Annotated in this window: 18 protein-coding genes; 7 read left to right on the top strand and 11 right to left on the bottom strand. The window is 76.4% G+C overall.

What is annotated here, in order from left to right; genetic code table 11:
- The first annotated feature begins 87 nt into the window (after positions 1-87).
- Complete coding sequence (locus CLV72_RS27860; RefSeq protein ID WP_106252367.1) at positions 88-825, top strand: class I SAM-dependent DNA methyltransferase; 738 nt, start codon at positions 88-90, stop codon at positions 823-825.
- A 10-nt stretch (positions 826-835) separates the two neighbouring features.
- On the opposite strand, the gene CLV72_RS27855 is transcribed toward CLV72_RS27860, so the two are convergent.
- On the bottom strand, positions 836-1,774 hold the full coding sequence (locus CLV72_RS27855; protein WP_106252365.1) for an EamA family transporter: 939 nt from the start codon (positions 1,772-1,774) through the stop codon (positions 836-838).
- 101 nt (positions 1,775-1,875) lie between these two features.
- On the opposite strand from CLV72_RS27855, the gene CLV72_RS27850 reads away from it, so the two are divergent.
- Complete coding sequence (locus tag CLV72_RS27850) at positions 1,876-2,364, top strand: NUDIX hydrolase (protein ID WP_106252363.1); 489 nt, start codon at positions 1,876-1,878, stop codon at positions 2,362-2,364.
- A 176-nt stretch (positions 2,365-2,540) separates the two neighbouring features.
- Positions 2,541-3,692: an MFS transporter gene (locus CLV72_RS27845; RefSeq protein WP_146159594.1), complete on the top strand. Its 1,152-nt coding sequence runs from the start codon at positions 2,541-2,543 to the stop codon at positions 3,690-3,692.
- Between the two features lie 26 nt (positions 3,693-3,718).
- Here the strand turns inward: CLV72_RS27845 and CLV72_RS32475 are convergent, their stop codons facing one another.
- Entirely contained in the window at positions 3,719-3,874 is a 156-nt protein-coding gene (locus tag CLV72_RS32475) for a hypothetical protein (protein ID WP_170141144.1), read from the bottom strand.
- A 108-nt stretch (positions 3,875-3,982) separates the two neighbouring features.
- Between CLV72_RS32475 and CLV72_RS27840 the strand changes: the two genes are divergently transcribed.
- Positions 3,983-4,480 (top strand): NUDIX domain-containing protein, encoded by a 498-nt coding sequence (locus CLV72_RS27840; protein ID WP_106252359.1) that lies wholly within the window; start codon positions 3,983-3,985, stop codon positions 4,478-4,480.
- Positions 4,481-4,484: 4 nt separating this feature from the next.
- Here the strand turns inward: CLV72_RS27840 and CLV72_RS27835 are convergent, their stop codons facing one another.
- The 5 genes from CLV72_RS27835 to CLV72_RS27815 form a co-directional block, all read right to left on the bottom strand.
- On the bottom strand, positions 4,485-5,423 hold the full coding sequence (locus CLV72_RS27835) for a hypothetical protein (RefSeq protein ID WP_106252355.1): 939 nt from the start codon (positions 5,421-5,423) through the stop codon (positions 4,485-4,487).
- Entirely contained in the window at positions 5,420-5,812 is a 393-nt protein-coding gene (locus CLV72_RS27830; RefSeq protein WP_106252969.1) for an ankyrin repeat domain-containing protein, read from the bottom strand. The genes CLV72_RS27835 and CLV72_RS27830 overlap by 4 nt, the downstream gene beginning before the upstream one ends.
- A 96-nt stretch (positions 5,813-5,908) precedes the next feature.
- On the bottom strand, positions 5,909-7,144 hold the full coding sequence (locus tag CLV72_RS27825) for a site-specific integrase (RefSeq protein WP_106252352.1): 1,236 nt from the start codon (positions 7,142-7,144) through the stop codon (positions 5,909-5,911).
- A gap of 146 nt (positions 7,145-7,290) precedes the next feature.
- Positions 7,291-7,515: a hypothetical protein gene (locus CLV72_RS27820; RefSeq protein ID WP_106252350.1), complete on the bottom strand. Its 225-nt coding sequence runs from the start codon at positions 7,513-7,515 to the stop codon at positions 7,291-7,293.
- Positions 7,516-7,602: 87 nt separating this feature from the next.
- Positions 7,603-8,202, bottom strand: a complete 600-nt coding sequence (locus CLV72_RS27815) for an HD domain-containing protein (protein ID WP_106252348.1) — start codon at positions 8,200-8,202, stop codon at positions 7,603-7,605.
- Positions 8,203-8,669: 467 nt separating this feature from the next.
- Between CLV72_RS27815 and CLV72_RS27805 the strand changes: the two genes are divergently transcribed.
- Positions 8,670-9,491: a 23S rRNA (adenine(2058)-N(6))-methyltransferase Erm(C) gene (locus CLV72_RS27805; protein WP_106252346.1), complete on the top strand. Its 822-nt coding sequence runs from the start codon at positions 8,670-8,672 to the stop codon at positions 9,489-9,491.
- A gap of 58 nt (positions 9,492-9,549) precedes the next feature.
- Here the strand turns inward: CLV72_RS27805 and CLV72_RS27800 are convergent, their stop codons facing one another.
- The 4 genes from CLV72_RS27800 to CLV72_RS27785 all read right to left on the bottom strand — a co-directional run bounded on the left by CLV72_RS27800 (position 9,550) and on the right by CLV72_RS27785 (position 18,239).
- A complete protein-coding gene (locus CLV72_RS27800; protein WP_106252344.1) occupies positions 9,550-10,650 on the bottom strand; it encodes a WD40/YVTN/BNR-like repeat-containing protein in 1,101 nt (366 codons plus the stop codon).
- A 185-nt stretch (positions 10,651-10,835) separates the two neighbouring features.
- On the bottom strand, positions 10,836-14,369 hold the full coding sequence (locus CLV72_RS27795; protein WP_106252341.1) for a TM0106 family RecB-like putative nuclease: 3,534 nt from the start codon (positions 14,367-14,369) through the stop codon (positions 10,836-10,838).
- A 184-nt stretch (positions 14,370-14,553) separates the two neighbouring features.
- Positions 14,554-16,689 (bottom strand): acyltransferase family protein, encoded by a 2,136-nt coding sequence (locus tag CLV72_RS27790; RefSeq protein WP_245930486.1) that lies wholly within the window; start codon positions 16,687-16,689, stop codon positions 14,554-14,556.
- A gap of 203 nt (positions 16,690-16,892) precedes the next feature.
- Positions 16,893-18,239 carry an aminotransferase class I/II-fold pyridoxal phosphate-dependent enzyme gene (locus tag CLV72_RS27785; protein WP_245930485.1) on the bottom strand — a complete coding sequence of 449 codons (1,347 nt, stop codon included), beginning with the start codon at positions 18,237-18,239 and terminating at the stop codon, positions 16,893-16,895.
- 35 nt (positions 18,240-18,274) lie between these two features.
- Here CLV72_RS27785 and CLV72_RS27780 point away from each other — a divergent pair, with 35 nt between their 5' ends.
- Together CLV72_RS27780 and CLV72_RS27775 are read left to right on the top strand one after the other, a co-directional pair.
- Positions 18,275-18,973: a pyridoxamine 5'-phosphate oxidase family protein gene (locus tag CLV72_RS27780; protein ID WP_106252339.1), complete on the top strand. Its 699-nt coding sequence runs from the start codon at positions 18,275-18,277 to the stop codon at positions 18,971-18,973.
- Positions 18,974-19,405: 432 nt separating this feature from the next.
- Positions 19,406-20,101, top strand: coding sequence for an ATP synthase subunit B family protein (locus CLV72_RS27775; RefSeq protein WP_106252337.1), 696 nt, complete (start codon positions 19,406-19,408; stop codon positions 20,099-20,101).
- Position 20,102: the final 1 nt, after the last annotated feature.

Here is a 20,102-nt window from a genome sequence, read left to right as displayed (position 1 = left end):
CCGGGCGTGGGGCGGGTGCGCGCCCGCCGAACCGGGCCGGGGGAAATTCGGTCGCGGTGTGCGGGGCGGCGGGGTTACCGTCCGGCCATGGACGATCCGGACGGGTATTTCGGCGAGAGCATCGCGGCCGGCTACGACGACCCCTCCTCGGAGATGTTCGCGCCCGAGGTGGTGGCGGCGACCGTGGACTTTCTGGCCGGTCTGGCCGGGGCCGGGCGGGCGCTGGAGCTGGGGGTGGGCACCGGGCGCATCGCGCTGCCGCTGGCGGCGCGGGGGGTGCAGGTGCACGGCATCGACATGTCGCGGGCGATGGTGGCGCGGCTGCGGGCCAAGCCGGGCGGGGACGCGGTGGGGGTGTCGATCGGCGACTTCGCCACCACCCGGGTGGCGGGCTCCTTCTCCCTCGTCTACCTGGTGTTCAACACGATCATGAACCTCACCAGCCAGGAGGCGCAGGTGGCGTGCTTCCGCAACGCCGCCGCGCATCTGGAGCCGGGCGGGTGCTTCGTGGTCGAGGTGGGGGTGCCCGATCTGCGGCGGCTGCCGCCGGGGCAGCGGGTGGTGCCCTTCGACGTGGGGCCCGCCGGGTGGGCCTATGACGTCTACGACGTGGCCACTCAGGCGATGAGCTCCAACTACGTGAAGGTGGTGGACGGGCGGGGCTCCTACTGGTCGGTGCCCTTCCGCTATGTGTGGCCCGCGGAGTTGGACCTGATGGCGCGGCTGGCCGGGCTGGAACTGCGCGGGCGCTGGGAGGGGTGGGCGCGTGAGCCCTTCACCGCCGACAGCGGCCGCCATGTGTCGGTGTGGGGCCGGCCCGCCTGAGCGCGGCGGGTCAGCGGGTGTTCTCGCGGGCGGGTGCGGCCGCGGGGGCGGTGGGCGTGTTGGCGGCGCGCTGGGCGATGAACGCGCCGGTCAGAATGATGAGGCCGCCCAGGATCTGCGGCCAGGTGAGGTGTTCGCCGAGCAGGACCCAGGCCAGGGCGGTGGCCACCACCGCCTCCAGGCAGGCGACGGCGCCGGCGACGGGCGCCGACAGGCGGCGCACGGCGGCCACCCCGGTGATGTAGGCGAGCACGGTGCACACGGCGACGATCCAGGCGACGGCGGTCCAGCCCGGCAGGGTGAGCCCGCCGACGGGGACGGGCTGGGCGAGGACGCTCACGGGGATGGTCCAGGGGCGGGCGATGAGGGTGACGACGGCGGTGGCCACCAGGGTGCCGTAGGCGATGACGGCCAGGGGGGCGACGGGGGGACGGTCGTCGTGGGTGTCCGACAGCAGGAAGTAGGCGGCCTGGCAGCCCGCGGCGCCCAGGGCCAGCAGCAGGCCCAGGGCGTCGAAGCGCAGTCCGGCCCATACCTCGACGACGCAGGCCAGGCCGGTGACGGCGAGGATGACGCCGAGGGTGGCGGTGCGGGGCACCCGGCGGCGGCGTACCAGCCGGATCCAGGCGAGGACGAAGACGGGGCCGAGGAATTCGATGAGCAGGGCGACGCCGACGGGGACGCGGGCGATGGCGGCGAAGTAGAAGGCCTGGACGCCGGCCATCGGGAAGACGCCGTAGGCGATGAGGAGGCCGGGGCGGGTGCGCAGGGCGCCGCGGTGGGCGATGGCGACGGGGAGCAGCAGCAGGGCGGCTCCGGCCAGGCGCAGCCAGGTGACGTGCAGGGGGTGGAGTCCGGCGTCGATGAGGGGGCGGGCGAAGGGGCCGGAGCCGCCGAAGGCGATGGCGGAGGCGATGGCGTAGCCCAGGCCGGCGGTGCGGGGGGTCAACGGGGTCGGGCGGGGTTCGCGGTGCTCACGGGGGCGACTCTAGCCGAGGGCGTCGGGGGCGGTGGCCCCGCGTGGGGGCGGTCGGGGATACGGTTTCGGGTATGGATGTTCACTATCCCCAGACGCAGCACCGTCCGGCGGCGCGGGTGCTGTGCGTGGACGGGGCGGACCGGGTTCTGCTGCTGCGGTGGCGCGACCCCGCCGACGGCGGGGTGCTGTGGGAGCCGCCGGGAGGCGGGATCGAGGACGGTGAGGACGCGCTGGGCGCGGCCAAGCGGGAGTTGGTGGAGGAGACGGGGCTGCCGCCCTCGGCGGTGGGTTCGTGTTCGGTGCTGGTGAAGCGGGACACGGTGTGGAACGGCATGCGGTTCGTGGGCACCGAGAGCTTCTTCTTCGCGCGCTTTGACGAGCCGCCGGCGCTGTCGCGTGCGGGGCTGCACACCTATGAGGTGGACGCGCTGCTGGAGGCGCGGTGGGTGCCGTGGGCGGAGGTGGGGTCGCTGGCGGAGCGGGTGGAGCCGCCGAACCTGGTGGAGGTGCTGGCGGCGCTGGAGCCGGAGGGGCCGTGGGCGGTGGCGGCGCGGCCGTGAGGCGCTGAGGCGGTCCGGCTGGAGATCATTGTCACGCTCGGTGGGGGTATCGGCGGGCTGGGTGACGCATGTAGTTTGCACATGTTGTCCGGGTGTGCCCGGCCGGTACCGGTTCGTGCTGGTCGCCGGGTGCGCGCCGGGGCGGTTCGGGTCGGGCGCTTCGGGGAGTCGTCGGCGTGTCGTGGTTTCACCGCGTGCTGCTGCACGGTGTGCTGTTCCACGGGGCGCTGTTCACGATGCGGCCGGTCACCTCCTACCGTGCGATCGAGCTGGGGCTCTCGCCGGGGTGGCTGGGGGTGTTCAGCGCGTCGTTCTCGCTGATCCCGCTGCTGATCGCGGTGCCGGTGGGCCGGTGGGTGGACCGGCGCGCGGAGTGGCCGGTGCTGACGGCGGGCAGCGCGCTGGTGGCGGTGTCGGGTGCGGGGCTGGTGTTCGCCCGCGACGTGGTGTCGATCATCGTGTGCTCGGCGGTGAGCGGTGTCGGGCTGATCCTGGCGATGGTGGCGGCGCAGGCGGTGATCGCCAACCACTCCCCCGCGGTGGCCTATGACAGCAGGTTCGGGTTCTTCACGCTGGCGGCGTCGGCGGGGCAGCTGCTGGGGCCGCTGGCGCTGTCGGGGCTGGCGGCCTCGGCGCCGCCCTCGCTGACCTCGGCGGCCTTCACCGGCACGGCCGTGGCGGCGCTGGCGGCGACGCTGGTGGCGGCGTCGGTGCGCCCGCCGGGCGGTGGCGCGCCGCGGCGGCGCGCGGCCGGCGGCGGCGACGGGGTGAGCGAGGTGCTGCGGGCGCCGGGGGTGGTGCCGGCGATGCTGGCCAGCACCGCGGTGCTGGCCGCGATCGACCTGATCACGGTGTACCTGCCGGCGCTGGGCGAGCAGCGCGGCATCGCGCCGCCGGTGGTGGGGCTGCTGATCGCGGCGCGCAGCCTGGCGTCGATGGCCTCGCGGGCGATCATGGGGGCGCTGGTGCGGTGGAAGGGCCGGCACGCGGTGCTGGTGGCCAGCCTGGTGCTGTCGGCGGTGTCGATGGGGGTGCTGGCGGTGCCACTGCCGGTGTGGGCGCTGGCGCTCGCGCTGGTGGTGGCGGGCTTCGCGCTGGGGGTGGGTCAGCCGCTGACGATGGCCTGGGTGGCCGACGCGGCCGCCCCCTCGGCGCGCGGCACCGCGATGGCGCTGCGGATGTCGGGCAACCAGCTGGGGCAGATCGTGCTGCCGCTGCTGGCGGGCGGGCTGGCCGGGGGGCTGGGCATCGGGCTGGCCTTCGCGACCTTCGGCACCGGGCTGGGCGCGGTGGCGCTGGTGGTGGCCCTGCCCCGCCAGGGGTCCTGACGGGGCGGGCGGTGGCGCGCGGAGGGTCAGCGGCCCCTGCGGGTGCGGCGGGACCGGCCCAGCAGCCCCTTGAGCAGGTCGGCGGGCTTGGCGGGTTCGGGCGCCGACGCGGAGTCGAAGCAGCCGCGCTGGCCGCGTGCGTTGTCGGCGGGGTCGCGGATGATGCGCTTCTTGCGGTCCATCGGATCCTCCCGGGGCCGGTGCGGTGGGGTCCGCCGGACGGCGGTCGCCGCCGCGCCCGGAGGGTTCCTCTTCCCCTCATCCTAGCCGCCGCGTCGTAGGGTCGGCCTATGTGCGCGGACCGGGCGTTCTTCGACAGCCTGCCCAGGCGCCGCGGCGCCGCCAGCGCCCTGCTGCTGGACGGGGCGGGGCGGCTGCTGGTGGTGCGCCCCTCCTACCGGCCCGGGTGGGGGCTGCCGGGCGGGGTGATCGAGGCGGGCGAGTCGCCGCTGGGCGCGGTGCGGCGCGAGTGCGCCGAGGAGCTGGGATTCGTGCCCGCGCTGGACGGGCTGCTGTGCGTGGACTTCCTGCCCCCGGACCCCGCGATCGCGCCCGATGGGCGCGAGGCGCTGGTGTTCACCTTCACCGGGCGGCTGGAGGCGGGCGCCTTCGAGGCGATCCGGCTGCCGCCCGACGAGCTGGTGGCGGCCGAGATGGTCGATCCGGCGGCCGCCGACCGCTACCTGCCCGCCCCCGCGGCGCGGCGGGTGGCGGCCTGCCTGGCGGCCCTGGCCGACGGGCGTCCGGGCGCCCTGTACCTGGAGTACGGGCGCCCGGTGCAGTGGTGAGCCCTCAGGCGGGGGGTGGGCGGGGGGTGTCGTCGGCGGGCGGCGGGAGCTGCTTGCCGGCGTCCAGCGCCTCGGCCAACCGGGCGCGGAAGGCCTCCTCGACGGTGGAGGCCTGCTCGGTGAGCTCGGTCAGCTGCGCGGTGCCGTGCTCGTCGCGGGCGGTCTCGGCCTCCAGGTCCAGGTAGGTCTGGCGGTCGTTGATGAGGGTCTGCAGCTGCTTCCACTCGTGGTAGCGGGCCTGGGCGGCCTCCACCCGGGCGGCGTAGCCCTCCAGGGCGCGCACCCGGGCCTCCACGGAGGTCTCGGCGCGGCTGAGCGCCTTGGCCTGCTCCTTGAGCAGCTGGCGGCCCTCCTTGCCGAGCTTGGTGCGGACCATGGTGGAGTGGCGGGCGCGCAGCTCGGTGTGGGTGCGCAGGGTGGCGGCGATCTCCCAGATCTGGGCGGGCAGGGTGACGGCGTTGTCGACGGGGTCCAGCCAGCCGTCGCGTACCACCCGGGCCTGTACGACGCGGTCGGCGGCGTGGCGGGCGCGCGCCAGCAGCTCCTGGGCCTGCTCGTCGAGGTCGGCGGTGGGCAGGATGTAGCGGCCGTGGTGCAGGCGGGCGGCGCGCTCGGGCTTGGTCTCGCCGCGGCGGCGCGCGGTGGCCAGGGTGGCGACGCTGGCCGCCAGGACCGCCACCCCCAGGACGATGCCGATGTAGCGGGCGATGAAGCGGGCGCCCAGGAACAGGAACAGCACCGCGAAGATGGACAGGACGATGGCGCGGCGCCGCAGCCAGTCCAGGAATGGGAACTCCCAGTGGGCCTTGCGCTTGGCGGGGGCCGGATAGGTGGCCGGGGTCAGCAGCTGGGGGTGCAGGGTGAGCAGGGTCTGGTCGTCGGCGGGCACCTCGGGGTCGATGACGGGGGCGTGGCGGAAGTCGGGGAGGTCGCTGGGGCTCACTTCGGGCCTCCCGGGTGGTCGGGGGCGGGGCCGAAGTCCTCCAGCAGTTCGGTCTTGCCGAACATGCGGGCGGCCTCGGCGGCGGTGGGGTGCCCGGTGTGGGGGTCGGCGCCGTGGTCGAGCAGGGTGCGCACCACGGCCGTCTCGCCTTTGAACACCGCGCCCGCCAGTGGGGTCTGGCCGCGGTCGTTGGGGCGGTCGGGGTCGGCGCCGCGCTCCAGCAGGGCGGCGACGGTGGCGGGGCGGCCGTGGTAGGCGGCGAGCATGACCAGGGTGTCACCGCGGTCGTTGGCGAGGTTCGCCGGGAGGCCGGCGTCGACGTAGGCGGCCACGGTGGCGGTGTCGCCGGCGCGGGCGGCCTGGAAGACGCGGGTGGCCAGTTCGACCATGTCGGGGTCGGGCGGTGCGGGGTCGGGCAGGTGCGGTGTGGTCACGGGTTCCAGCCTAGTGACGCGCTGGTGGGTGTGGGTGGCACGGTGGGGTGGTCACAGGCCGAGTCGGGTGACGGCGTTGTCGTCGAGGGGGTCGGCGGTGCGGATGTAGCCGTGGACGGTGCGGGGGTTGGTCCAGCGGCCCTGGCGCATGATCTCGCGGTCGCCGGCGCCGCCGAGGGCGGCCTGGGTGGCGAAGCCGGCGCGCAGGCTGTGGCCGCCGAACAGGTCGGGGTCCAGGCCGGCGCGGTGGGCGTAGCGTTTGACCAGGTCGGCCACTGCCCGCCCCGACATGGCGCGGGGGGCGGGGCGGCCGTGGCGGTCCACGGCCGGCAGCAGCGGGCGGCTGGTTCGGTCGGCCAGCGGTGTGCCGGTGAAGGCGTGGCAGCGGTGCACGGCGGGGTCGGGGCCGACCTGGGCCAGGTGGGCGCGCAGGCCCGGGGTGCCGCGGTCGCGGTGGATCTCCAGCAGGCGGGCCCAGGCGGCGTAGGCGCACACCGGGCAGGTGGCGGGGCGGGAGGCGGCGGGCAGGGCGACCTGCTGGGCGTGGCGGCCGTCGGGGTCGGTCTTGGTGGTGCGCAGGCGGGCGATCAGGAGGGGGTCGCCGGTGCGGTGGTCGTGGTGGAGTTCGATGTCGTCGAAGGTGAGGGCGGCCAGTTCGCTGCGGCGCAGCGCCCCGGCGAAGCCGGCCAGCAGCAGCAGGGTGTCGCGGGCGCGGGCGACCCCGCCGGGCCAGCCCGGTTCGGGGCGCACCGCCAGCAGCGCCTGGAGGGTGTGCAGCAGGACGGGGCGCTTGCGGTGGGGTCGGGCGTGGCGGGAGCGGCGGATGCCGCGCAGGGTGAGGCGGACGACGTCGGCGCGGGTGGGGGCGGGCAGCCCGTTGGCGGCGTGCACGGCGGCGATCGCGGCGGCGCGCCGCTCCAGGGTGGCGGGGGCGAAGGCCCAGCCGGTGCCGTCGGGGCGTGCGGTGTCGGCGGCGGCCGCCAGGTAGACGGCGACGTCGACGGGCTCGGCGGGCAGCGCGGTGCGGCCCTCGCGCAGGCACCAGGCGGAGAAGGCTACCCAGTCGGCGCGGTAGGCGCGCAGGGTGTTGGCCGACTGCGCGGCGGCCAGGTAGCGGCCCAGGGTGTGGGCCTGCTCGGCGTCGAAGCGCTCGCGTACGCGCGCCAGCGCGGCCTGGTCGACCAGGACGCTGCCCACGCCGCGGCCGAGTTCGGTGCGCACGGGGGCGGGGACCAGCGTCCCGGGTTCGTCGCCGCGGGGCGGTGGGGCGGGGTGCGGGTCGCTCATGGGGCCATCATCGCGGATCGGCGGTGCCGGCACGGCCGGGGCGCGCGCTGGGTCGCCGTCGGGGGTGGGGGCGTCGTCGTGGCCGTCATCGCGATTGGGGTCGCGGTGGTGGTCGTCGCGGTCGCCGGGAGGGCGGTGTGCGGGGGTCAGCCGTTCTTGCGGCCGCCGTACTTCTTGTGGACGGCCTGCTTGCTGACGCCCAGGAACACCGCGATCTCGTTCCAGGAGGCGCCCAGCATGCGGGCGCGGCGCACGTTGACGGCCTCCAGCCGCTCGACCTCGCGGCGCAGTTCCACGGCGGCGCGCAGCGCGTCGAAGGGGTCGTCGCCGCCGGCCGTGCGGGTCAGTGCCATGAGCTCCTCGATCTCCATAGGGTCAATCTACGTTGACCTGCGTGATCAGGCTACGTTCCCAAGCCCATGATCGTCAACATTGATTGACGAATCGCGTCCGAGGGTCTACTCGGCCGCATGCCCGAAGACGGCGCTGAGCGCGTCCAGGTCGGGTTCGCCGAACCGCTTCCGCAGCGCGGCGAAGCGGGCCGCCTTGTCCGCGCCGAAGCGCGCCACCGAGGCGGCGTAGGCGGCGGCGCTGACGAACACCGGCGGATCGGCCTTGCTGTGGAACGTGTCGGCGTACATCACCAGCTCCTCCTCGGCCGTGCGCGGCAGGTAGTCCCCCACCGGGATCGGCAGCCGCTGCCTGCGCACGTCCTCGGCGCTCAGCCCCATGCCGGTGTGGCACGAGCAGAACCGGCACAGCGCCTCCGGCAGGCCCTCGCCGCGCAGCAGCTCGTGCCCCAGCAGGCCGTGGCGCACGTAGCGGGCGCGGTCGAGCGCGCCCGAGGCGTCATAGAGCCGGTAGACGCCGATGTCGTGCAGCAGGCACCCGGCCCGCACCAGTGCGGCGTCCACCCCCGGGGCGGCGCCGCGCCCCATCAGCTGCTCGGCCACCGCGCACACGATCCGGCAGTGCGTGTGGACGAGGTCGAAGGCCGCCCGGGTGGGGGCGTGCCGCTCGTGCAGGGCGCGGATCTCGCCGTCAGTGGGGATGCGCATGGCCCGTCACACTAGGCGCTCGCCGGCGCGGGACGTGGGCGCGGGCCTGCTGCGCGGGGGCCGTGCGCCCACTCGGCGCGGTCCCCGCTGGCCGCGCCGGCCCGCGGCGGAAAACCGGTCGCCGCGTTCGCGGCGCTGGGCTACCGTGTGGGCCATGGGCATATTCGCGAGCGGCCAGTACAGCATGGCCGCCTACCGTCCCCGTTCCTGAGCGGAGCCGCCGGCCCTGACGCCGTGCGGTGACCAGGGTCGGGCCGGCGCCTGATCCGCCCGGAGCCACCACCTGCTCCGGCGCCCGGCGCCGCCCCCCTCGCGTCCCCGGCGCGCCCGGCTCCGCTCATCGCGCCCCACCCGCTCGGGTGGGGCGCGATTCGTCGTCCACCGACACCTGACGCGGCCCGGCGCGCTTGCGCCGTGCGGCCGCATGCCCATGGGGACTCGAAGATCATGACCGATCGTGATGACGTATGACCCGACGCGGACGGGGGCTGCCCGCGTCGGCGGCCGGGACGCACTTCCTGCAGTCGCGGGCGGTGGCGGCGGCGCTGGTGCGCTCGGCCGCGCCGGGCAGCGGCGACCTGGTGCTGGACCTGGGCGCCGGGGCGGGCGCGGTGACCGCGCCGCTGGCCGATACCGGGGCGCGGGTGCTGGCCGTGGAGCGCAACCCCGCCTTCGCCCGGCGGCTGGCGCGCCGCTTCGGCGCCCATGAGCGGGTGCGGGTGGTCCACGACGACCTGCGCACCGTGCCGCTCCCCCGGCGCCCCTTCCAGGTCGTCGCCTCCATCCCGTTCGCGGTGAGCACCGCGCTGCTGCGCCGGCTGCTGGGGCCGCCCGGCACCCGCCTGTCGGGCGCCGACCTCATCGTCGAATGGGGGCTGGCCCGCCGCATCACCCGTCCGGTGCCGCGCGACCTGGAGACCGCCTGGTGGGCGGCGCGCTTCGAGCTGTGCGTGCGGGCCAGGGTGCCGGCCGACCGCTTCGCCCCCGCCCCCTCGGTGGACGCCGCCCACCTGGTGGTGCGGCGCCGCGCCGACATGGGGGCCGGGGCGGTGCGCGGCGCCTACGCGCTGCTGGAGGCCGCCTACGCCACCCCCGCCGCCCCGGCCCGGGCGGTGCTGGGGGCCTTCGTGGCGCGCCGCGACACCCACCGGCTGCTGGCCGGGGCCGGAGCGGCCCCCGCCACCCCGGCGGGCGAGCTGACCGTGGCGCAGTGGCGGGCCCTGGCGCGCGCCGCCAGCCGCGAGGGGACCCCCTGGCCGGCGCTGCCGCGCCGGCTGGACCGGGGCTGAGCGCGGCGGGCCGGGCGCCCGTGCGCGGGGGCCGCCCCTCGCGCACGGGCGGTGCCGCTCAGTCCAGGGTGGCGGCGCGCACGCACAGGATGTCGGGCAGGTGCGCGCCGACCTGCACCCAGGTGTCGCCCTCGTCGGTGCTGGCGTAGACCTCGCCGTTGCGGTTGCCGAAGTACACCCCCACCGGTTCGCCGCCGTCCACGCACAGCGCGTCGCGCAGCACCGTGCCGTGGTGGGCCGACTCCGGCAGCCCCTCCCCCAGCTCCTGCCAGCTCACCCCGGCGTCGCGGGTGCGGTAGACGTGGCAGCGGTGGTTGGCCGGGACGCGGTCGGCCGAGGAGTTCAGCGGGAAGGCCCAGGCCGTGCCGCCGGTGCGGGGGTGGGCGGCCATCGCGAAGCCGAAGTCCGAGGGCAGGCCCGCGGCGATGGACACCCAGGTGTCGCCGGCGTCGTCGCTGCGGTACACCCCGCCGTGGTTCTGCAGGTACAGGCGGTCGGGGTCGGCGCCGTCGCGGGCCACCTTGTGCACGCACTGGCCGTACTCGGGGGCCTCGCCGGGGATGAACTCCGCGGCGATACCGGTGTTGGACGGCGCCCAGCTCGCCCCGCCGTCGTCGCTGCGGTACACCCCGCCGGTGGAGATCGCCACGATGAGGCGGTCGGGGTCGCGTGCGTCGGTGAGGATGGTGTGCAGGCACAGCCCGCCGCCGCCGGGCATCCAGGTGGGGCGGTGCGGATGGTTCCACAGGCCCTCCACCAGGGAGAAGGTGACGCCGCCGTCGGCCGAGCGCCACAGCGACGCCGGTTCGGCGCCCGCGTAGACCACGCCGGGCGCCTCGGGGCCGGCCGGGGCGATCTGCCACACCCGCTCCACCGACGCCTGGGCGTCGGGCGGGAAGCGCACCGGCTGCTCGGTCGCCTCCTCCCAGGTGGCGCCGTAGTCGTCGGTGTGGAACACCGACGGCCCCCAGTGCGCGCTGTCGGCGCCCACCAGCACCCGCACCCGGCCCTGGCGGGTGTCGATGCCCACCGCGCCCACGGCGGTGTCGGCGAAGCGGTTGGTGAAGTGGGGGGTCGACAGGTCCCAGTGGACGCGGTCGGCGCTGCGGGCGACGAACAGCCCCTTGCGGGTGCCGATGCACAGCAGGGTCTCGGTCACGGCGGATCACCTCGGTGGTTGGCGTGATGGGCGCTTGGTGGCGGGCAGGATGCCATCCGGCACTGACACCGCGCCGGTGGCGCGCCGCCGCGAAGGGGCGGGCCCGCCCGCCTCCACTATCGCCCTCGCGGCCGTGTCTGCCCAGGCCATGACCCCTGCACGGCGCGCCGCACCCGGCGGGCGGCTCAGCCGTGGGCGGAGTCCACCAGGCCGGTGAAGGCCGACACCAGCCGCAGTTCGGCGACGGTGCGCGGGGCGCCGGTCAGCAGCCCCGGGGAGTACACGACCTCGGCCAGCACCTGGGCGCGCGACAGGGCGACGTTGAGGCGGTTGCGCGACAGGACGAACTCCAGGCCGCGCGGCAGGTCCAGCGCCGAGGACGCCGTCATCGACACCAGCACCACCGGCGCCTCCTGGCCCTGGAAGCGGTCGACCGTGCCCACCCGGGCGCCCGGATGGCCGGCCTCGGCCAGCGCGGTGCGCAGCGCCCGCACCTGCCGGTTGTAGGGGGCGACGACCATGACGTCCTCGGCGGCCAGCGGGCGGGGCGCCTCCTCGCCCGGGTCGTGCCAGGTGCGGCCCACCAGCTCGTCCACCCGCGCGACGACGGCGGCGACCTCCTCGGGGCTGTGTGTGGTGCGGCCCCGGTGCGCCACCGGGTGGGGGCGCAGCCCGGGCTCGACCCCCTCCAGGCGGCGGGCGGCGGCCGAGGGGTGGGCGTGCAGCCGCCCCCGGTAGGACAGGCGCGACACCGGGGCGCACACCGCCGGGTGCATCCGCCGGGACTGGTCCAGGAAGTAGCCGTAGCGGGCGTCGAGCACGTCCTCGCCGTCCAGCAGGTGCTCCAGGGCCGAGGCGTCGGAGCCCTCGCCGTGGGTGCCCTGCACCACCTGCGGCAGCTGGGCGGGGTCGCCCAGCAGCACCAGGTCGCGGGTGGCCGCCGACACCGCCAGGGCGTCGGCGAGGGCGAACTGGCCGGCCTCGTCGACGATGAGCACGTCGACGGGGTCGGTGCGGGCGGCCAGGTGGGAGAAGACCCAGGCGGTGCCGCCCACCAGGTAGCCGCCGGGCTGCTCCTGGCGCCAGCGGGCCAGCGCCTTGGCGTCGCGCGGCTGCTCCCAGGCGGCCAGCGGGTCGGGTTTGCCGCGGGCGGGCTGCTTGGCGCACGGTATCTCCCGCCCGGCGCGCTTGGCGGCGGCCAGGGCGGCGACCAGCACGTTCTCCACGGCCTTGTGGCTGGTGGCGCAGACCCCCACCCGGCGGCCCGAGGCGACCAGGTGGCCGATGAGCTGGGCGGCCAGGTAGGTCTTGCCGGCGCCGGGCGGTCCCTGCACCGCCAGGTAGGAGCCGTCGAGGCGGTCGGTGGCCGCGATCACCGCGGCCACCAGGTCGGGGTCCTGGGGCAGGTCGGGGCCGCCGCGCAGCCGGGGGCGGCGCCGCGCCAGCAGGTCCACCCCGGCGCGGCCGGGCAGGGCGGGCAGGTGGGCGACCACGTCGGCGGCGACGTCGGCCAGCGCCTCGTCCTTGGGCGCGGCCCGCACGGGGGGTCCGGGCAGGACGGCGGCCGGCAGCGACACCGAGCGGGTGTCGGCGTCGGCGGTCTCCACCACGGTGACCGCGTCGGGGTGGGCGGCGGTCACCTCGGCGCCCACCACGGTGCCGCCCTGGCCGCCGGACCCCGGGTACAGCAGCTGGACCTTCTCCCCCGCGCTGAAGGGGTGCGGGACGTCCCCGCCCACCCGGAAGGTGACCTCGCGGCGCCACTTGCGGCGCCGCCCCTCGGGTTCGGCCCAGGCCGAGCCGTCGGCGCGGACGCCCACCAGGCAGTCGGCGTCGGCCTCCAACTCCTCCAGCGGCGCCGAGCGGCGGCGGAAGAACTCCCACCACTGCGGATTGGTCTCGCGCCGGTAGTAGCCGACCAGGGCGGCCAGCAGCGCACGGGCCCCCTCCTCGCCGTCGCGCTCGCGGGGGTCGGCGCTGACGCCCTCCACCAGCGGGCCGGTGAGAGAGGCGGTCTGGGCGGCGATCTCCTCGCGGCGCGCCCGCGCGGCGTCGGCCAGCGCCTCGGCCTCCAGGTCCAGCCCCACCGGGCGCGGCGCCACCCCGTGGCGCTCGCGCAGTCCGGTCAGCCACACCAACAGCCGGCGGGTGGACACGCAGTCGTCGCGGTTGTAGTCGCCGATGGCGCGCAGCGCCTTGGCGGCGGCCTCGGTGTCCCCCGACGCCGCCAGGGACCGGTACTCCTCATAGGCCTCGATGCTGGAGGCGGCGGTGGTGACCTCGCCGTGGCGCAGTGCGGGCAGGTAGAGGGGTTCGAGGTACTTGATGGAGTAGGAGCGCTGGGACACCAGCAGGCTCTGGCGCACCACCGCGTACAGGTCGACCAGGCGGCGTTCGCGCAGCAGGTCGTCGACCTCGGCCTCGCGGGTGGCGAAGGCGGCGGCCAGCCGCTTGAGGGCGGAGGGCTCATACGGGGCGTAGTGGTAGACGTGGGCGCCGGGGTGGGCGGCCAGCCGCTGGGTGGTGAAGTCCACGAATGCCTCGAAGGCGGCCTTCTCCTGGGCGCGGTCGTGGGCCCAGAAGGTGTGGAAGACCTCCTCGGGTTCCCCGCCCTGGCCCGGGGTGGTGGTGATCGCGCCGAACAGGTACTCCAGGCCCGCCCCGCCCAGCGCGTAGGGGTCGCCCTCCATGTCGAAGAACACGTCGCCGGGCGAGGGGGCGGGCAGGGCGCCCAGTGCGGCGGGGTCGGCGACCTCGAAGGCGATCCGGCCGACGGGGTCCTCGGGGGTGCGGGTGGCGTCCTGGCGGACCTGGATGGCGGCCTGGGCGCGCAGCCGGGCGAAGCCGCGCGGGGGCATGGCGGGCGGGCGCTGGTCGTCGGTGGCGGCGGCCAGCGCGTCGATGGTGGTGATGCCGGCGTCGGCCAGGCGGCGGGTCTGGTCGGTGCGGATCCCGGCGACCAGAGACAGGTCGCGGGCCTGCTCGCGGCCGGTGGCGCAGTGGCCGGAGAAGGCGCACGAGGCGCAGGCGGGGCGGGGCGGCGCCCAGTCGGGGGCCGGCAGCACGGGTGCGTCGCCCCCGCACAGCCGCTCGGTCAGCCGGGCGCGCACGTGGCGCAGCATCGGCAGGTAGTCGGCGACGCGCAGGGTGTGGGTGGCGCCGTCGCCCAGCAGCAGGTGCATGCGTTCGGGGCGGGGGAAGCCGGCGTCGGCCAGCGCCTGGGCGTAGGCGGTGAGCTGGACGACCGCGCCGGGGGCGGCGTGGCGGGCCAGCTTGGTGTCCCAGGGCTCATAGGCGCCCGGGGCGTGCCGGGGGGCGGGGGGCTGGGACAGGTCGGCGCGGATGAGGAAGTCGGCGCGGCCGAAGAACCCGGGGTCGGTGCCGGCGGGCGGCCGGTAGAAGACGCCCTGGTAGACCACGGGCACCCCTTCGCGCAGCGCCTGGGCGGTGTGCTGGGCGGCGGCGGTGAGGGCGGCGGGGTCGGCGTCGGGGCGGGGGATCTCCACGACGCCGTCGCCGTGCAGGTCGCGCAGCCGCTCCAGTTCGTTGCGCTCGTGCGCCATGCCGTGGCGCAGTACCAGCTGGTCGACGGGGTCGGGGCGCGGGGCGCCGGGCACGTCGGCGGCCAGGGCGGCCCGCAGTCGGCTGCGGTGCCCGCACTCCAGTGTGTCGACCAGGTCGGTGGGCGAGATCACCCACCCGGCCTCGGACCGCAGCACCCGCCGCCTCCTTGTGCCCCGTGCGCTCTGCTGTGACCGGTGGGGGAAGTCTGCCAGCCGGGGCGGGTGAACGGGGTGAGGCCGGGCGGTGTGGCGCGGCCGCCGGCGCCGGAAACGGGCGCCGGCCGCCCCGGGCGGCCCGAAAAGGGGGCGCGGGGGGCGGCCGGCGGTGGTGGCGGGGCGGCTAGTCGCCGGCCTCGGGGGCGGGTGAGGAGCGGTCCAGGCCCTCCACGGTCTGGATCAGCCGCTGCTCCAGGACGGGGCCGGCCGAGCGGGCGAAGGCGGCGGTGATGTGGTGGGTGTCGCGGTAGGTGAGCGTGTTGCCCACCACCGGGTAGCAGGTGGCGTCGTCGCAGACCACGTCGGACATGTCCACGGCGGCGGCCGGCGCGCCGGCCAGCTCGGCGGCCCGGGCGGCGGGGTCGGGCCGTTCGAAGGCGTCGGCGCGGGGGCGGGCGCACTCCATCGGGTCCTCGGGGTTCTCGGCCACGCAGTCGGGGGTGTTGTTGCCCAGCCGCGGGGTGTCGACCAGGCCGACCACCGGGATGCCGTCCTCCTGCAGCGCGCGCCAGTACTCGGCCATGCCCTCGGCCTGGAGGTCGGCTGTCGCCTGGGGGTCATCGGGCGCGTCGGCGAGGTTGGAGTTGACGGAGTTGGCCACCACCACCACGTCGGGGCGCACCTGGGTGGTCAGCTCGCCGAGCGCGGCCTCGTTCCACTGGGCGCACTCGCTGTAGGGGGAGCCCTCGCGGGTGACCTGGGCGGCGGTGAACGCGCAGCTGGACTTGGTGTAGGTGACCAGCTGCCAGTCGTCGCGGGCCTCCACGACCTGCTGGAGGGCGGGCACCCACTGGGCGCCGTGGGAGTCGCCGACCAGGGCGATGGTCACCGCGGGGTCCTCCTGGGCGCCGTAGACGCAGTGGCGGGGGGTGGTGTCGGGGAAGTCGCCGTGGCAGCCGTCGTCGTAGACGCTGGGGATGTCGTCGGCGGCCGAGGCCAGGTCGGGGATGATCGGGGCGGTGACCTCGGTGGCGCCGGGGCGGCCCTCGGCCAGGGCCAGGGCGCCCGGATGGGTCTGGGGGGAGACGTCGGCGGCGGCGGCCTCGCGCTGCTGGGACAGGGCGGTGTACTGCACGGCGGTGACGGCGACGGTGAGCGCCACGCACGCCGCTCCCATGACCAGGGCGGGAGTGGCGGCGCGGGCCAGCAGTTTGGCGCGGCGCACGGGGTCCTCCACGGCGATCTTGGTGAGGTGGGCCAGGCCGAAGGAGGCCGCGATGACGGCGGCGGCCCAGGGCCAGGGCAGGTCGTCGCTGCCCGACAGGGAGGCGGCGAAGATGATCAGCGGCCAGTGCCACAGGTACATCGAGTAGGAGATGTCGCCCACGTACAGGGCGGGGCGCGAGGACAGCACCCGGTAGACCGACACCTTGGCGTCGCTGTCGCCGGAGGCGATCAGGGCGAGCGCGCCCAGCACCGGCAGCAGCGCGGCGGCGCCGGGGAAGGGGGTCTCGGCGGTGAAGGCGAAGGCGGCGCCGCCGATCAGCGCCAGGCCCGCCCAGCCCAGCCACCAGCGCAGGGGGGCGGGCAGGCTCCAGCGGGCCAGGGCGAAGGCCAGCACGCCGCCGGCCGACAGCTCCCAGATGCGGGTGTGCAGCACGAAGTAGGCGGGGCCGGGGTCGGTGGCGGTGACGACGATGGAGGCGGCCAGGGAGGCGAGGGTGAGGGCGAGGGTGGCGCCGATCATGGCGGCGTCGGCGCGGCGGGGCTCCCAGCGGCGGCGCAGCGCCACCCAGCCGATGATCAGCAGCGGCCACAGCAGGTAGAACTGCTCCTCGATCGCCAGCGACCAGTAGTGCTGCACCGGGCTGGGGGCGTTGTCGGCGGCCAGGTAGTCCACCGCGGACTGGGCCAGGTACCAGTTCTCCACGTACAGGGCGCTGGCGGCGATCTGGCGGACCATCTCCTCCAGGCGCGTCACCGGCAGCAGGAGGTATCCGACCACGGCGGTGACGATCAGCACCACGGTGGCGGCGGGCAGGATGCGGCGGGCGCGGCGGGCGTAGAAGCCGGCCAGGGAGAAGCGCTCGGTGCGGTCGACCTCGCGGATCAGCATGGTGGTGATCAGGAAGCCGGAGATGACGAAGAACACGTCCACGCCGATGTAGCCGCCCGGCACCCAGCCGGGGCGCACATGGTAGGCCAGCACCAGCAGCACGGCGATGGCGCGGATGCCCTGCACCTCGGGCAGGAAGGAGCGCCCGGCGCGGCGTGCGGCGGGCGGGTCGGTATGCGTGGTCGTGGCGGTGGCCGACGTCATGGGAGAAGTCGCTCTTTCCTGGCGGGGGCACGACTCGGAGCCGGATCCGATCGGGCGCGGCGGCGGGCCGACGCACCCGGGCCGGAGCCGAGCGAAGATCGGGGACGTCCGCGCATTATGGCCGGGTGGCGACGCTGGCCGCGAGTTTGTTCACCGAGTGTTCAGACGACAGCGCTCGGTACCGGGCTCCTCGTTCGACGGTACTACGTGCTCCGGCCCGAAACGTGCAGGCGCGACGCCTGGGCGATGTCGGCGGCCAGCTCAGGGGCGCGGCCGGGGTCCAGGGCCGCTGTGGTGACGCGCAGCCCCGGCGGGGAGCCCAGGCGGAAGCGGGCGCCCAGGGCGACCACCCAGCCGCGGTTGAGCAGGCGGGAGGCGACGGGGGCCTCCTCGGCGACGGGCACCCACACGTTCATGCCGCTGCGGCCGTGGGCGGGGACGCCGTGGGCGGCCAGGGCGTGCAGCAGCGCGGTGCGGCGCTCGTCGTAGCGGCGGGTCACGGCGGCGGTGTCGACGGCGTCGGTCTCCCACAGGTGGGCCAGGGTGTGCTGGAGCAGGTGGGAGACCCAGCCGTAGCCCAGCCGCCGGCGGCCTTGGACCCGGTCCAGGGTGTCGGGGTCGCCGGTGAGAACGGCCACGCGCAGGTCGGGGCCGTAGGTCTTGGCGGCGCTGCGCACCAGCGCCCAGCGGTCGGTCGAGCCCGACAGGTAGTGCGGGGGCGCGCCGGCGATCTCGGCGCAGTGGTCGTCGTCGATGACGAGCAGGTCGGGGCGGGCGGCGAGTACGGCGCGCAGGTGCTCGGCGCGGGCGGCGCTGAGGGCGGCGCCGGTGGGGTTGTGGGCGCGGGAGGTGACGATCAGGGCGCGCGCCCCGGCGGCCAGGGCGGCGGCCACGTCCTCGGGCAGCGGGCCCTCGTCGTCCACGCGCACCGGCAGCGGGCGGGCCCCCAGCAGGGCGAGCAGGTCCAGCACGACGTGCCAGCCGGGGTCTTCGACGGCGACGGCGTCGCCGGGGCGCACGGCACTCGACAGCACCCCGTCGATGCCGTCCAGGGCGCCGGCGACCACCGCGAGCGGGCCGGACGGTACGCCGTCGGCGGCCAGCCGGGCGGCTGCCAGCTCGGCCAGGCGGGGCGCGGCGGCGGGGCCGCCGTACAGGGCGGGGGTGCGGGCGTGGCGGCGGGCGGCCTGGGCCATGGCGGCGGTGAGGTCGGGCAGCAGCGCCGGGTCGGGGTTGCCGGTGGACAGGTCGACGGCGCCCGGCGGCGGTTCCAGGGTCAGGGCCTCGCGGGGGGCGGTGGCCGGGCGGGGCCGCACCCGGGTGCCGCGCCGCCCGCCGGTCTCCACCACGGCGCGCTCGCGCAGCTGCCGGTAGGCGGAGCCGACGGTGGCGGGGTTGACGCCCAGGTCGCGTGCCATCGCGCGCACCGGCGGGAGGGCCTGGCCGGGGGCGAGGACCCCGTCGGCCACCGCCCGCTCCACCGCGGAGACCAACTCGCTGGCGGTGCGGCAGTCCGCCAGGTAAGCTCCCAGCCCAGTTTCATCTAGCACAAAGAGCAGTATGTACTAGAACAAAGAGGTGCGCAATGGCGGAGCCCGCGAACGACCCCGGCCCCACCCCCGTCTATCCGCAGACCCCCCGCACCACCCCCGCCCGCATGCGCGAGCGCGCCCGCTACGACGAGGCCACCGTGCACGCCATACTCGACTCCGACGTCATCTGCCACGTCGCCTTCACCGACGGCGGCGCCCCGGCCGTGCTGCCCACCAGCTACACCCGGCTGGGCCGGTTCCTGTACCTGCACGCCTCCACCGGCAGCACCCTCGCGCTGCGCGCCCGCCACGGCCTGGCCGTGTCGGTGGCCGTCACCCGCGTCGACGGCTTCGTGCTGGCCCGCTCGGCCAACCACCACTCCGTCAACTACCGCAGCGTCATCGCCCACGGCACCGCCCACCGCGTCTCCGACCCCGGCGAGGCGCGCCGCGCGCTGGCCGCGCTGCTGGACCAGGTGGTGCCCGGCCGCTCCGGCGACGCCCGCCCGCCCAGCGACCGCGAACTCGCCGCCACCGCCGTACTCTGCCTGGAACTTGCCGAGGTCGCCGCCAAGGTCCGCCAGGGCGGCGTCAACGACGACCCCGAGGACGCCGCCCTCCCCCACTGGGCCGGCGTCCTGCCCCTCACCCGCCGCCTGGGCACCCCCGTACCCGACCCCGCCCTGCCGCCCGGCACCCCGCTGCCCGACTACCTGCGGCACGCCACCGAGCCCGGGCGGGCCGAACCGTGACCCCCGCCTCGACCGAACCCTGACCCCCGACCGGCGCCGCCCTGCGCGCTCCCGACGCGGTGCCGCGAACCCGCCCCCCGCAGCCGCCCCCCACAGGCGGGCGCCCACCCCAGACCCGCCACCGGCCGACCCCAGGCCCACTCTCGGCCGACCGGCCAGGACCCCGCAAAGGCAGTCCCCCGCCCGCCCAGGGGGGCGTCCCCATACACCATCCTTCCGCCCCAGCATGCGCCCCGCACCCCCAAGGACGGGGCTGTGGACAACTTCGCCCGGAAGAACCGCGACAGTCCGTCCGCCGCCGCCCGCCACCTGCGCCGTCGCGGCGAAGCGCCCGCGGTGTGAATCGCTGCCCCCGGCCATGGGCAGCGGTCGCACAGTCCGAGCACCCGACTGGGCATGCCTCAGCGCATGCCACCGAGGAAGGCCGTTCCCATGACGGAACCCGACCTGAGCACCAGACACGACCACGGCGGGCCGGACGGCGGCGCGGACGGCTCCCGCGCGCAGCAGGCCAAGGCGGCCGCGGGCGACGTCGCCCAGCAGGCCCGCCACCAGGCCGGCACCGTGCTGAGCGAGGCCCGCGCCCAGACCCGCCACGCCGCCACCGACATGCGCGAGCGCGTGAGCGGCGAGCTCGACGCCCAGGCGCGGCGCATGGCCGCCGGGCTGCGCGACTGGTCGAGTGACCTGGCCACCATGGCCGACACCTCCCACGACGACACCCCGGCGCGCGCCGTCGTCCGCCAGGTCGCCCAAGGCGGCGGCCGGGCAGCCGACTACCTGGACGAACGCGGGGTGAGCGGGGTCGTCGCCGAGGTCGAGGACTTCGCCCGGCGCCGCCCCGGCCTCTTCCTGGCCGGTGCCGCGATCGCCGGATTCGCGCTGGCCCGGCTGGCCAAGGCGGCCGCCGCCGAACGCGGCGACGACACCGGCCACGACGGCGGGCCCGACGGGCAGGAGCGGATGCGCGCCCCCGCCCCGCGCGGCGGCGACCACACCGCCTACGGCGAACCCGCCCCGCCCGACCCCTACGACCCGGCCACCGGCACACCCACCCGGCTCGGGTCCACACCCGCCGGACCCGGCCCGGCACCCGACGGGCCGATCGGGCCCCGAGAGGAGCGCTGAC

It is taken from the genome of Allonocardiopsis opalescens, from assembly GCF_003002095.1.
In the GTDB taxonomy this organism is placed as follows: domain Bacteria; phylum Actinomycetota; class Actinomycetes; order Streptosporangiales; family Streptosporangiaceae; genus Allonocardiopsis; species Allonocardiopsis opalescens.
Note: the sequence above shows the minus strand (reverse complement) of the source record. Positions and strands in the feature narration are given on the sequence as shown.

Bases quoted from the DNA above. Each gene is read 5' to 3' on its own strand.
- CLV72_RS27860 (WP_106252367.1), top strand. From the start codon at position 88: ATGGACGATCCGGACGGGTATTTCGGCGAGAGCATCGCGGCCGGCTAC.
- CLV72_RS27830 (WP_106252969.1), bottom strand. From the start codon at position 5,812: ATGGTCGAACTGGCCACCCGCGTCTTCCAGGCCGCCCGCGCCGGCGAC.
- CLV72_RS27840 (WP_106252359.1), top strand. From the start codon at position 3,983: ATGTGCGCGGACCGGGCGTTCTTCGACAGCCTGCCCAGGCGCCGCGGC.
- CLV72_RS27775 (WP_106252337.1), top strand. From the start codon at position 19,406: ATGACGGAACCCGACCTGAGCACCAGACACGACCACGGCGGGCCGGAC.
- CLV72_RS32475 (WP_170141144.1), bottom strand. From the start codon at position 3,874: ATGGACCGCAAGAAGCGCATCATCCGCGACCCCGCCGACAACGCACGC.
- CLV72_RS27780 (WP_106252339.1), top strand. From the start codon at position 18,275: ATGGCGGAGCCCGCGAACGACCCCGGCCCCACCCCCGTCTATCCGCAG.
- CLV72_RS27825 (WP_106252352.1), bottom strand. From the start codon at position 7,144: ATGAGCGACCCGCACCCCGCCCCACCGCCCCGCGGCGACGAACCCGGG.
- CLV72_RS27815 (WP_106252348.1), bottom strand. From the start codon at position 8,202: ATGCGCATCCCCACTGACGGCGAGATCCGCGCCCTGCACGAGCGGCAC.
- CLV72_RS27805 (WP_106252346.1), top strand. From the start codon at position 8,670: ATGACCCGACGCGGACGGGGGCTGCCCGCGTCGGCGGCCGGGACGCAC.
- CLV72_RS27820 (WP_106252350.1), bottom strand. From the start codon at position 7,515: ATGGAGATCGAGGAGCTCATGGCACTGACCCGCACGGCCGGCGGCGAC.
- CLV72_RS27850 (WP_106252363.1), top strand. From the start codon at position 1,876: ATGGATGTTCACTATCCCCAGACGCAGCACCGTCCGGCGGCGCGGGTG.
- CLV72_RS27790 (WP_245930486.1), bottom strand. From the start codon at position 16,689: ATGACGTCGGCCACCGCCACGACCACGCATACCGACCCGCCCGCCGCA.